Origin of the sequence: Lewinella sp. (assembly GCF_050633125.1) — a bacterium.
Taxonomy (GTDB): domain Bacteria; phylum Bacteroidota; class Bacteroidia; order Chitinophagales; family Saprospiraceae; genus Lewinella.
Genome location: NZ_JBOEFX010000113.1, coordinates 1 through 12,579 on the forward strand (window position 1 = coordinate 1; position 12,579 = coordinate 12,579).

Below are 12,579 nucleotides of genomic sequence, written 5' to 3' on the forward strand. Positions count from 1 at the left end.
AACCAGCTGAGCTACCACGCCAAATTGCTTTTGCTTGCCTCTCCTTAGAGAGTTTCCGCTTAAGCGACCGCAAAGATAAAAGTTTGTTTTGTAATATGCAATAAGTTGAGCGAAAAAATGAAGCCTTAGTCAATTATAGCAATTTCAAGCTAAACCTAGGGAAACAAACCTAATAAGCAAAAGCGCCTTGTATCATCTGTTTGTGCAAGAAAAGACTCCGTGTCTTTGTGTGTCTGTGGCTGGCTTTTCTGTAACGTGAGAATTACGCTACACCTTTATCCCCATCTGCTGCATAAGCAAGGTAGCATTGAAACTCTGGCTTACACCACGTTTGAGTTTGTAGTCAAAAAAGAGTTGACCGTCCTTTATATCAACCTCAATGGCCCAGTTTTCGATCTGGTTATTGGCTTCGGCTTCCAGCTCCCCAAGCTCAAGGTCGTGGGTGGCAATAATGCCCGCGCCTTTACTGGCAATGAGCTGGCGAATGAGTGCCTTTGAGCCCGTGTGGCGGTCGCGCGAGTTGGTACCTTTAAGGATTTCGTCGAGTAAGAAGAAAACAGGGCGGCCAGCGGTTTTGCTAGGGTCTTCTACGGCTTCTATGATGAATTTTAGCCTTTTCAGTTCTGCGTAAAAACTGGAGGTGCTTTCATGGAGCGCATCTTGCGTACGCATACTGGTGTAGACTTGTAACTGTGGGAGGCGGAACACTCGTGCGCAAACAGGCGCACCCGCCAAAGCCAATACAATATTGATCCCTACCGTCCTCAGCCAAGTGCTTTTACCTGCCATGTTAGAACCTGTCAAGAGGTGCATATGGCCCGCAGTGGGCATACTGATGTCATTCGTTACCCGTTTGTCATTGGGGAGTAGCGGATGGCCCAGTGCCTCAGCGTGTAATTGTCGTTCTTCTTGAAGTGTGGGAAATATCCATTCGGGCTGGTTCATGGTCAGGTTACCAAAACTCACGAGCGCTTCCAATTCGGCTAGTGCCTCAAACCATTGAGGTAGACGATCACGGTGGCGTAATTTCCATTTATCCATCCGATAAGCCTGTTGCAAATCCCAGACGATAGAAAACTCCAAAAGGAAAACAAAAGCATTATAACGCACATCTAGCTGACTCACCCGGTATGCCAATTTATGGATGGCTTGTGATGCAGAAACGTCGCCTTCTGTAAACACCGCTTGTAGTGATTTTAATTTTGGAGCTTCAAACTGGGCCGTTTCAATATGGGAGATCAACTGACCATAACGCCGCAAGGTGTCTGCTGCACGGCCAGTCAGGGTATGCATTTTTTGTATTTCTTCCAGGCTATTCCGTAACCACAAACCAGCAGGAATAAGCAGCAGTAATGCCTGGTACCAGGGCCAAACCGTCACCCACAGCGCCATAGATACTATAAACAAGAGCGGTGCTACCCAAAGTGCCACTTTTCGCAAGGTATTTTCTTCCACAACGAAGGGCTCTTTCAGCCAGTCGTAGAGACGATCAATCTGGCCATCTTCTTCTTCCAATGCTGCTCCGTAAGCCCGCAGATGATGTTGCCACTCTAATTGTTGAGCCAGATCGCGGCCGGCCGCTTGTCGTTCAAGAATGACATCATTCGTGGAGGGATCTTGCAGCCAGCTTGCAAGACGCGCTTGCCCAATAGAAGTGCTGCCCCGATTGACCATCTGAAAAAGAGAGTAAGGACCAAACAAGTCCATATCGTAACTGTAGGGATGCTGAGGGTCCACAAAGTCCGTTCCTACAGAAAAGGCACTAAAGTCGTTATTTTGCCCCTGGGCTTCAGCAGTATTGAGTCGGGCCAATTGTTGCTGGTGCTGGGCATCTGCCTGGATGCGGCCATGCCAACGAACTAGACGCGCGAAAGCAAAAATCCCCAACCCCGTCGTTAACATCCCTGACCACCATGGTGTTTCCCGCCAGACTAGAATGATCACTGCTACTAAAGCCAGAAAAGATAGTAAACGTACCCATCCCAATTTTTCATAGCGGGCTTGTAGCGCAGTAGCTCTGGCCGAAAATTCGGCTGCTCTTTTTTGATAGAGAGGAAGCATGTTGGAAATTTATTACAGGAAGTTGTCTAAAGTTTTTTCTCACGACTGCCGCAAAGAAAAGGATAATTCGTGGTTAGAATGAAATAGAGGTGAAATAATCTGCTATAGCTTAGCGAATATTCGCTAAAAAGAGTGTAATTTTGTCAACTATGAATGGAAAAATCCCGCACCAGCGAATAATTTTCGGGCTGAAAATCAAGCAATTAAGACAAGACAAAGGCTTGAGTTTCGCAGCATTGGCAAAAGCCACGGGGATGTCCGTTTCCTATCTTAACGAAATAGAGAAAGGAAAGAAATTTCCTAAGGACGATAAAATCACAGCATTGGCCCAAGCGCTGGAGGCCGACGAGAAGCAATTGCGCAGTTCAGAAATGGGTGCTAAGCTGGCGCCTGTTACGGAATTATTGCAATCTAATTTCCTCAATGAACTCCCTCTTGACCTTTTCGGAATAGAGCTGGGGAAAGTGGCCGAAATTATCGCTAATGCTCCCTTGAGGGTGGGCGCTTTTATCTCTACCCTACTTGAGCTTTCGCGGTCTTATGCCTTACGCGAAGAAAACTTCTTTTTTGCGGCCCTGCGTGCCTACTTGGAATTAAACAACAACTACTTCGAAAATATAGAAGCAGCAGTTGAGCAATTCATCAAAGAGCATCAACTGAACACGAAACGCCCTTTACCTCCAAGCCGACTGGCAGATATTCTAGAGAACGATTTTGATTACGAACTAATCATGGGCGGCCTGGACGAATACCCGGAAATGAATGGGGTACGTTCTGTTTTTTTACCGAAAAGCCGCAAACTTATTCTCAATAGTACATTGCCATCTATGGCCCTGGCTTTCCAGTACGGTAAGGAGATAGGTTTTCAGGTGTTGAACCTGAAAGAGCGCTCGTATACTTCCAGTATCCTGCGCCCCAGAATTTTTGAGGAGGTGCTCAATCATGCTTTCGCTACGTACTTTTCAGTGGCATTGCATTTGCCCTTGCAGGCTTTTGTCAGAGACATGAAATCGTTTTTTGCATTGGAACGCTGGGACGCCAAGGCATTCCTCCAAATTATGGAGTCTTATGAGGCCAGTCCGGAGATGTTTTTTCACCGACTGACAAATGTTATCCCTCGCTTTTTCAACATGCCTAAATTGTTCTTCCTGCGCTTCTTGCACGATCCCGAAAAAGATCATTTCGAGATAGATCGAGAGCTACATCTAAGTCGGCGGCATCATCCTCACGGCAATGCCATCCTGGAACACTACTGCCGGCGCTGGGTGAGCTTGTCTCTGTTACAAGACCTAGGGGCCATGCAGCAAGAAGGCAAGTACGTAAGCACCATTGTAAGAGCTCAACGGTCCCGCTTTATTGGAACCGAAGATGAATACCTGTGTATTACACTTGCACGACCAGGCATCTCAGAAAATAGCCGCCGGGTGACTACCAAAAACACGGGCAAACACAACGTGAGTGTAACACTAGGACTACTCATTAATGAAGATGTAAAAAAACAGATAAAGTGGCTGAATGATCCGGCGATTCAAATGCGGGAAGTTAACCGAACCTGTGAACGATGTGCCGTTACCGATTGTTCAGAGCGTGCTATTGATCCAATTGTGGTGAAAAAGAAAGAACGCCTGAAAGCCATTGATGCTCGTTTGACCAAATTAAACCAAGAATAAAGTTACGATTATGAATTTCTCATTAACGGAAGAACAACTGGCAGTAAAGGAAGCCGCCCGTGAATTCGCTCAAAAAGAACTCAAGCCTGGAGTCATTGAGCGCGACAGTAAAATGGAATTTCCAAAGGAGCAGGTTCGCGCAATGGGTGAACTAGGCTTCTTAGGTATCATGGTCGACCCCAAATATGGCGGCAGCGGCATGGACACCATGAGCTATGTGCTAGCAATGGAAGAAATCTCTAAAGTAGATAATTCTTGCTCTGTCACAATGTCTGTAAACAACTCTCTGGTGTGCTGGGGAATTGAAACTTTTGGTACAGAAGAACAAAAGCAAAAATACCTCCCAAAGCTGGCAACAGGTGAATGGATTGGTTCTTTCTGTCTCAGTGAGCCCGAAGCTGGTAGCGATGCGACTATGCAGCGCACTACTGCCGTAGACATGGGGGACCATTACCTGCTCAATGGCACCAAAAACTGGATTACCAGCGGTGGTTCTTCCAGCGTACATTTGGTGATTGCACAAACAAACCCCGAGAAAAAACACCGAGGCATCAACGCCTTTATTGTCGAAACCAGTTGGGATGGCGTAGTCGTAGGAGCCAAAGAAGACAAGCTGGGCATTCGCTCTTCGGATACCCATACCATTATGTATACCGATGTAAAAGTGCCTAAAGAAAATCGGATTGGCGAGGATGGATTTGGCTTCAAATTCGCTATGAAGACGCTTTCTGGTGGCCGTATCGGCATTGCCTCTCAGGCATTGGGAATCGCTGGTGGTGCTTATGAATTGGCCTTGGCGTATTCTAAAGAGCGCGAAGCTTTTGGTAAACCTATCAGTCAGCACCAGGCTATCGCCTTCAAGTTGGCCAAAATGGCGACGGATATCGAAGCTGCCAAAATGATGGTCTACCGTGCCGCCTGGCTGAAAGACAACGGAATGGACTACTCGCAGGCGAGTGCTATGGCAAAACTCTATGCCTCTGAGGTAGCCATGAAGCATACGGTAGAAGCAGTGCAAATTCACGGTGGCTATGGCTTCGTCAAAGAATACCATGTCGAGCGCCTGATGCGTGACGCCAAAATCACCCAGATTTACGAAGGTACTTCCGAAGTACAGCAAATCGTGATCAGCCGAGGTGTGTTGAAAGGTGACGTTTATCTACCTGTCGGCGAAAATTAGAATTATGGGCCATGCCGGTAGGGGTGTTGCTACGCAAAACACCCCTACGGCACCAGGCTATCCGGTCGCTATCGCTTCCTGCTATCCTTCGGCCTCCTCCTCCGTGCGGCGCGCTCCAGGCTCCGCCTTTCGCGCCTATAACTGGGGCATTTATCTCTTTATTTTTGACCTTGGCTAGGTACACATTGGTAAAACATCCACACACAAAAGCACAGGCGGATTGTAGTCCCCAAACTACAATCTAATATACCGCTGATCCCCTGACCAGCTAACGGGAGCTGATGTAAGGTCTGCTAGCAGGAAACTAACATGCGCACTAGCATTTAATGGGAGAATGTTCAAAATTGTGCGTCTCGCGCAAAGCCGCAGAGCCCGCAGAGATTTTTATTGCTGGTTATCAAGTAGATACATTTCGGCAATTATTCATCAGACACACATTAATGAACAGTTTAGTTTCTTTAATGGAGGTAAAACCACAGGCCCCAACTTATCCAAAATCGTTGTGGAGCGAACAGCGGAACACGGCGCAACGGAGAGAGCAGCAGCAGCGATAGCAGCGGTACCGACCACCGGGAGGTGAGAGCGAATAGCGCGATGGCCAGCCGCCAGGCGAGGCCAGCTGCCCTAACAAAGAGAACTTAATCTACCTATCAGCTGTTTTTCAACCACCATTATTAAAATTCGTTGCATCTTTAAGCCCATGAAAACCAGTCTACAAATCGGTCGTATCGCGGGTGTACCTCTTCAATTTCATTGGAGTTTCCTGTTGGTAGGTGTATGGCTTGTTTATGATAGCTGGATGCCTGGTCGTGGTTTCAATTGGGATAATTTCCAGTGGCTTTTGGTGTGGATCAGTATGGTGTTTTTGGCGGTGCTTTTGCACGAATTGGGGCACGCCCTTGTAGCTCGGCGATGGGGTATTGATACAGAAAAAATTGTTCTTTACCCGATTGGCGGTGGTGCTTTTCTGGAGAAAATGCCCGAAGTACCCCGAGAAGAGATAAGTATTGCCCTGGCCGGTCCTGCGGTCAACTTTATCTTGGCGGGACTAATGGCACCTATCATTTGGTATAGCGGTAACGAAGATTTTTTGCTCATCCTGCAGCTGCTCATCCAGCCCAATGGGAATATTGTGATCTTTGATGCCAGTATTTGGGAATACCTTGTTGTGGTGTTCTTTGCACTTAATCTATTGCTAGGTGCTTTCAATCTTATCCCCGCATTTCCGCTTGATGGTGGCCGTGTGTTGAGGGCTATCCTCAGTATGCGATTTTCACGAACACGCGCTACAGTCCTTGCGGGGAGAATCGGGATGTGGGGTGGCCTTTTGCTGCTTGCAGCAGGCATCTATCTTCAAGATATTGTTTTTGGTATTGGTGCCCTGTTTATTATTATTTTGGCGGCTTCTGAAATCCAGGTTCAACGCCGTCGTGAGCGACTTTCCAAAGCGGTAGTCGGTGATTATTTGCGCGAAGATTTTCAACGCCTCTACCTTTCCCCTCAGCTAAGCCTGGCTGCTGCCAGAGTAAAGGTTGCTCCGTGGCCCGACCAGCCCATTCTGCTGCTGGATCAGTGGCAACAACCTCACGGCATCACCAACAAACAATCGTTACTAACCAAAGACCTGGATGAGTACGCCGATAATGCCATCACTACGCTGGTAGGGCAAGCGAAATGGGAAGGCCTGCATCCTGAAGAAAGCCTTCTGCGCGCTGCCGAAAAACTAGACGAGCACCAGTTATTCGCCTTCCCTGTTCTCGATCATTATGGTCGCATCCTTGGCTTATTGGATCGTAGCGCGGTGGAAAAGGTGATCAGGAGAAAGAAATAAGCTTTACCAAAGACAGTATATAGATATCAGGTGTGCTTCGCGCCCTTGTGAGTAGAAAGCATAGAGATTGAAACACCTAGGGCTTGCTTGGCACTCAATATGGCTAAAAACCAAAGATTGACGAACCTGACTTCGCATCAAACAAGCTCCAAGAGGCTCGGCAAAACATTTTAATGCCATCTGACACAACGCTTTAGACTATTCATACGTTATCCCCTGAACTCAAAACCATCCCTATGAAAAATCTTTTTCCGCTATTTTTATTGGTGCTATTATTTGCCGCCTGCGAAGATGATGAAACAATGACGCCCGACCCTTATGAAGCTGAATTGCAGCTCGAGATCGTAACCGGTATCAACGTCCGAGACACCAACGGATCGCCAATTGGAAGCTATGGCAACCCCAATGTTTTTTCCGGAGAAGTTGACTTTTACCCCAACCCAGCCATTGGACAAGCAAATGTCATTTACTTTGGTGGAAGTGGATTAAGCGTTAAGCAATACTGGATTTTTTCGGCTACCAAAAACACGGAATATGCCGATATTGATTACAACATATTACTTAACAACGCGACCTACTCTCCTGATGAAGTAGCGGCGCTAACAGTCGTTCAGACCAATACAGTCAATCTGTCGAACTTTGCCCTTAATTTAGATAACTTCCCCCCTGGCTACTATCGTATTTTCTACCTTATGAGTGATAATACGCTGCTGTGGGACAATATCTACGTTGATCCAACAGCAACCGACTTGAACCAACTAACCAGCGAGCGGAGTGACGATTTTTAGAAAATAGCCTCCCGACTAGTAATAACCGTGAGTTCCGATGCATCGGAACGAACACCCTACACCGAAATATTCACCGTAAACTGCACCCGCACATTGTCCTTGAAAGCAGGTAAATGATAAGCACCCCAGCGATACCATACGCTTGCCCCCAGGCCAATATAGACTGTCTTGAAATAAGGAATCCGGAGGATATTGTCGAGACCGGCACCTGATTCCAGATAGCCACGACGCATATCCTGAAAGTCAAGCCCTTGGTGTTGTGAGGCCATTGACAGCTTCCCCCAGCCCAGCTGTTGCATGAGTCGTAGCTCGGGGCGAAAATAAGGAGTTTTCAATCGGCCGAGTAAGGTACCGAAGCGGTGAGTAAAAAAGAGGTAAGCAAATTTTTCTTGCGCAAATTCCGTAACACCAGCAGTATTAAAAAGGCCGTTACCTGTGATTCCATTTTGGCTATTCCCCGGGGCTTGAAACAAATAGGGATAAGGCAATGCTTTGCTAAGCCAGCCTGTTTCCAGCGTGATTTCCGTCATCCCCATAAACTTCCAACGTTGTTCGTGTTGCAGGCGGGCAGTGAACCGCTGAGCGGTAAAATCATCTACCGCCAGGTGAGCCATCGTGAAATCGAGGATAGGAAAAACGGGGTACAAAATAGCTTCAAGTTGCTCCATCTTGACCAAGCGTTCACGAGGTGCCCAGCGCAGGCGCGTGCCGTATTCTTCTGTTTGGTAATACAAAGGCGCTTCTGCGGGGACAACTCCGAAAGCATAGGTATAGCTAAGTTTTCGTTCCTCCTTTTGGGCATAAAAGTTGAGTTGAACGCTTCCGTGGGGGCGATAAATCAGGTCTACGCGTATTTGCTCCTGGTTATCTAGTCGCTCAAGAATCAGATTTCTAGCCGACCAGTTGGCCCAAGGATTGTTGACACTAGAAAGATAATCAATGCTCCCTGGGGCGATCAGGTCATTGCGGTAACTAAGGCGTAGTTTCAGGTCACGCTGCGGATAAATTTTCAACTCCAATGCGCCGCCGTATTTCCATTGTTGATCACGAAAGCCATAGCCGCTGTAGGCGTAAAGGGAGCCTGTTTTCCAGAGCTTCGGACTGGTTTTAAGCCCTAGCCCCAATCGGGTGCCTTCGCGTACATTTACGTTGAGCAAATCGGGAACGACCAGGTCTAGTTTCCGTCCACTCCACAGCCCACTGCTGACGACCTGTATAAGGCTATTATAAGCACTTAACACACGATAAGCCGGACGCAATTCCGGCAAAGAATCCCAATAAGCGTAAGTATTTGCCTCTCGCGGATGGAGAGGCAACAACCGCAGACTATCGTCCAAACCATCTGTATTTGACTGAACTTCTTTTAAATAGTGATTAAAAAAACTGGCAGGAGGCGGATTCAACGAGACTTCCGTGAGTACGCTCCTGTTGCGGAAGCCATACTTGATGAACAGTTCTCCCTGACCAATCTGAAAAAAAATATCGGCATGTAGCACTACAGGAAACCAGCTCCCTTCGATGCGTTGACTTTCCTGTTGGATACTAAACTGAATGGTCTGCCGGGGATCAGCAGGCGCAGCAATCACCCGCTCAATAGCGTAGCCATCTGTATGGATGTACAATACGCCTTTTAATGCCGTGAAATACTTATTGGGCAAAGGTCGGAATTCAATGACAAAGGTGGTGTCTTGCGCGTGAATAATGGTGTCGGACAAGAGAAAATCATAATGCTGAAAGGTGCCTTTACTCAGTGGGTTGACGTAATTCTGATCCGTCATCTCCATTCTTATCACTTCCTTGTAAAACCCAAAGGGCTGAAAATTGATGGGATTTAGACCACCCGTAAAGTCATTAGGCAAAGAGGATTGGGTAGCTAAAATAATTTCTTTCTGCTGGTGAGGGGCTCGAAAAGCGTGCTGACTTCGCGTTTCTGTTACCCATAGGTGCATTTCGTCGGTGAAAAGTTCTTGGCGGCGTTGTTGTAAGGCAGCTGCTTCAAGTAAGGCCGAATCGCGTTTGGCAGAACGCTTCCTTGTCTTTTCACGGACTTTAGCTGGTGGAGCCGCGAGGGTATCTACTCCTAAGACCGTCTTGTGATAAGCTTGGTAGGAGTAGCCTTCTTTTTGGGCGGGATCGTGCTGATCCCGAGCAGCGAGCGCCCTTCGGATGATGCGCCAGGCAGGGTTTTCTTCTGGGCGAACGACCACTTCTTCCAGTGAGACACCAGCCGTGTTCATCGTGAGGGTGAGATTATTTTGTGACTTTAGCACCACAAATCGTTCTTCATAACCCACGTAGCGTAAGCGCAAAGTGTCGCCAGGCAGTGCTTTGATTTTAAAGTTTCCGTCCACATCAGAGTAGCTACCTTTCATGGTGCCCATCCGCTGGATGCTGACGAAAACCAAGGGGGCTCGGGTGTCTGCGTCAAGGACTACACCTTGGTAATTACTGGCCTGTGCGTTAGCTTCTTCCTGGAAGAAAGCGATAGACAGGAGTGATAAAGCAAGCAGGAAGACGTTCTTCATGGAAAATAACAGGTATAATAAGCGGCCAAGCCGTAGCTTTGTGTAAATGGCTATTAATAGTACTAAGCTACTATAAGTTAATCTTGTGCTAGCCCTTTTCATTGCTCAACGGGCTTAACTTAACTTAGTCGTCAGGCTCTTTTCTAATAAACGCTACTTGACTAATGAAAAAATGCTCCTCCTTCCTGTTTGTATTCTTGTATCCCGCGATTGTTTTCCTGCAACCCGTTCCCTGTATGGATGATCCGCCAGCAATGACACCTACTTGCGAGGAGGCTTGTGTTATTTGCGACATTGATGGTTTTACAGGCCGCCATGAAAGTAATGTCCCTGGAGTAGCCCCCGATGATTTTTGCACCATCGTGGTCCATAATGCACAATGGATCGCATTCATTGCAGGTAGCGAAGACTTGACCATCAGAATTACGGTCTCAAACTGCCAAATGTCCGCTGGTTTGGAAATAGGCTTGTATGAAGGGATAGATTGCACCAATTTTCGTCGGGTTTCCAACTGTGAAGGAGGTACAACGACGATAGTCTCACCTGGTATTCCACGGTTGATCAGTAATACTGAACCTCTAGTAATTGGCCAATATTACTATCTAGTCATGGACGGCGCTTTTGGTGATAATTGCGACTGGACTTTGGAAGTTACAGAAGGAAGCACGGAGGCTGCTCCTTTAAACACAGCACCTGTGATTGAAGGCCCGGAAGTATCTTGTCCGGAATTGATAACGACTTACACTACCCCTGGGCTGATGGGCGGCACCGAATATGAATGGAGACTGAATGGTACGCTGATAAGCACATTGGATAGCGCGGAGGTGGTTTGGCCAGGGGACGGTGTTTTTGAATTGTGCCTCCAGATCAGCAATGCTTGTGACGAAGCTCCGCCTACGTGTAGAAATATTCTTGTGCAGTCTATTGCTCCGACCTTTTTCCAAGAAATAATATGTTCAGGAGAGTGCTTTGTAGTCCATGATTCGCTGTCGTTATGCGACGAGGGATTTTACGAATTAAACTTCCCCACCGCAGCAGGTTGTGATAGTATGGTGATTGTAGACCTTACCGTTTTTGAATCAGCAGAAATACAATTGAGTGCCAATATCTGCGAAGGAGATAGTCTCTTTATTGGCGGGATTCCTTATTTCTCTACGGATATTCACACGACAGTACTTGAAAATTACCTGGGCTGCGATAGTACAGTGATTTTGGACCTAAGCCTGATTGTGTGCGAAATAGAAGGAGAAATCGACGAAGTTCCCGTGGTTTGTCGTGGAGAGTCATCTGGGCAGCTTAATTTTTTCGTAACCGATGGTACTCCACCGTTTTCCTATAATTGGACGCAACTAGGAGGCACCGCTTCTGGTAATGGCTCATTGAACGCTATCAATACTCCTGCAAATATTACCAATCTAGAAGCCGGTACTTACCTCATTACGCTCAATGATGGTTTTGGTAACGATCTTGTCTTGATTCAGGAAGTAACACAGCCTATGTTGCTCAGCGTAACACTAGCTGCTAGTGAACTTAGCTGTTCAGATAGCGACGATGGGATGATTACGGCTTTGCCAATGGGCGGCGTAGGCCCTTATGGATACAGCTGGGACAATGGTGACCTAACCGCAGGTATTGAAAGCTTGACGGCGGGCACCTATACGGTGCAAATAACGGATGCTGTGGGTTGTTCCGTCGCAGCATCACTAATGCTGGCAGAGCCTGCACCTTTAGTCATGACGGCTGAATTTATTGACCCGGATTGCGGGGGGAATGATACTGGCCAGGCCATTATTACGTCCATATCAGGGGGCACTGCTCCTTATCTTCATTCCCTAAACGGTGGTGTATTTAGTGACCAGCTTGAATATTCCAACCTCACAGAAGGCCCCTACACCCTGACGACAGAGGATGCGAATGGCTGTACAACGGAGATGGGTGGAACCTTGCAGGCCCGCATTATTCCGATTATTGATTTAGGAGCAGACACCAGTATTGAATTGGCGGAACAATTGACTTTGCGGCCAATTTCAAGCGTGCCTTTGGATAGTTTTTCCTGGTCGCCGATTGATGGCTTATCTTGCATTGATTGTCCAAATCCAACATTGACGGCCATTCAGCCTATCACTTACACCTTGTCTGTTACTTCTGTGGACAATTGTACAACGACAGATTCCATCCGCATTAATATCCTAGATGTACGTGATGTTTTTGTCCCCAATGTTTTCAGTCCTAACAACGATGGTGTCAATGATGAGTTGATTGTTTTCGGTGGACCGGAAGTTGTTTTAATTAAAAATTTCCGCGTTTTCAATCGTTGGGGAAATTTGCTTTTTGAAGCAAAAGAACTGCTACCCAACTCGAATACCATGGCCTGGGATGGTCGCTATCAAGGAGAAATTCTGGGGAGCGATATCTTCGTTTGGTCTGCCGAAATAGAATTCATCGACGGAGTGACCGTGGATTACGCCGGGGATGTTTTGTTGTTGAAATAAATAGGGGTGTCCGAGACCGTTGCAAAAAGTGT

At 47.2% G+C, this 12,579-nt stretch carries 7 protein-coding genes; 5 read left to right on the forward strand and 2 right to left on the reverse strand.

Annotation, left to right across the window (positions count from 1 at the left end; all coding sequences use genetic code 11):
• Positions 1–267: 267 nt before the first annotated feature.
• Positions 268–2,061 carry a MutS family DNA mismatch repair protein gene (locus ACRBG0_RS22520; protein ID WP_431489099.1) on the reverse strand — a complete coding sequence of 598 codons (1,794 nt, stop codon included), beginning with the start codon at positions 2,059–2,061 and terminating at the stop codon, positions 268–270.
• Between the two features lie 149 nt (positions 2,062–2,210).
• Between ACRBG0_RS22520 and ACRBG0_RS22525 the strand changes: the two genes are divergently transcribed.
• From ACRBG0_RS22525 to ACRBG0_RS22540, 4 genes are all read left to right on the forward strand, one after another.
• A complete protein-coding gene (locus tag ACRBG0_RS22525) occupies positions 2,211–3,731 on the forward strand; it encodes a helix-turn-helix domain-containing protein (protein WP_431489100.1) in 1,521 nt (506 codons plus the stop codon).
• A 10-nt stretch (positions 3,732–3,741) separates the two neighbouring features.
• A complete protein-coding gene (locus ACRBG0_RS22530) occupies positions 3,742–4,911 on the forward strand; it encodes an acyl-CoA dehydrogenase (protein ID WP_431489101.1) in 1,170 nt (389 codons plus the stop codon).
• A gap of 700 nt (positions 4,912–5,611) precedes the next feature.
• On the forward strand, positions 5,612–6,742 hold the full coding sequence (locus ACRBG0_RS22535; protein WP_431489102.1) for a M50 family metallopeptidase: 1,131 nt from the start codon (positions 5,612–5,614) through the stop codon (positions 6,740–6,742).
• A gap of 236 nt (positions 6,743–6,978) precedes the next feature.
• Entirely contained in the window at positions 6,979–7,530 is a 552-nt protein-coding gene (locus ACRBG0_RS22540; protein WP_431489103.1) for a hypothetical protein, read from the forward strand.
• Between the two features lie 56 nt (positions 7,531–7,586).
• On the opposite strand, the gene ACRBG0_RS22545 is transcribed toward ACRBG0_RS22540, so the two are convergent.
• Positions 7,587–10,055: a DUF5686 family protein gene (locus ACRBG0_RS22545; protein WP_431489104.1), complete on the reverse strand. Its 2,469-nt coding sequence runs from the start codon at positions 10,053–10,055 to the stop codon at positions 7,587–7,589.
• Positions 10,056–10,219: 164 nt separating this feature from the next.
• Here ACRBG0_RS22545 and ACRBG0_RS22550 point away from each other — a divergent pair, with 164 nt between their 5' ends.
• The gene (locus ACRBG0_RS22550; protein WP_431489105.1) at positions 10,220–12,547 is read left to right on the forward strand and encodes a T9SS type B sorting domain-containing protein; all 2,328 of its coding nucleotides are present in this window, start codon (positions 10,220–10,222) and stop codon (positions 12,545–12,547) included.
• Positions 12,548–12,579: the final 32 nt, after the last annotated feature.

What these genes read in the sequence shown, in the direction of transcription:
- ACRBG0_RS22530 (WP_431489101.1), top strand. Translation starts at nt 3,742, where the DNA reads ATGAATTTCTCATTAACGGAAGAACAACTGGCAGTAAAGGAAGCCGCC.
- ACRBG0_RS22535 (WP_431489102.1), top strand. Translation starts at nt 5,612, where the DNA reads ATGAAAACCAGTCTACAAATCGGTCGTATCGCGGGTGTACCTCTTCAA.
- ACRBG0_RS22525 (WP_431489100.1), top strand. Translation starts at nt 2,211, where the DNA reads ATGAATGGAAAAATCCCGCACCAGCGAATAATTTTCGGGCTGAAAATC.
- ACRBG0_RS22540 (WP_431489103.1), top strand. Translation starts at nt 6,979, where the DNA reads ATGAAAAATCTTTTTCCGCTATTTTTATTGGTGCTATTATTTGCCGCC.
- ACRBG0_RS22545 (WP_431489104.1), bottom strand. Translation starts at nt 10,055, where the DNA reads ATGAAGAACGTCTTCCTGCTTGCTTTATCACTCCTGTCTATCGCTTTC.
- ACRBG0_RS22550 (WP_431489105.1), top strand. Translation starts at nt 10,220, where the DNA reads ATGAAAAAATGCTCCTCCTTCCTGTTTGTATTCTTGTATCCCGCGATT.
- ACRBG0_RS22520 (WP_431489099.1), bottom strand. Translation starts at nt 2,061, where the DNA reads ATGCTTCCTCTCTATCAAAAAAGAGCAGCCGAATTTTCGGCCAGAGCT.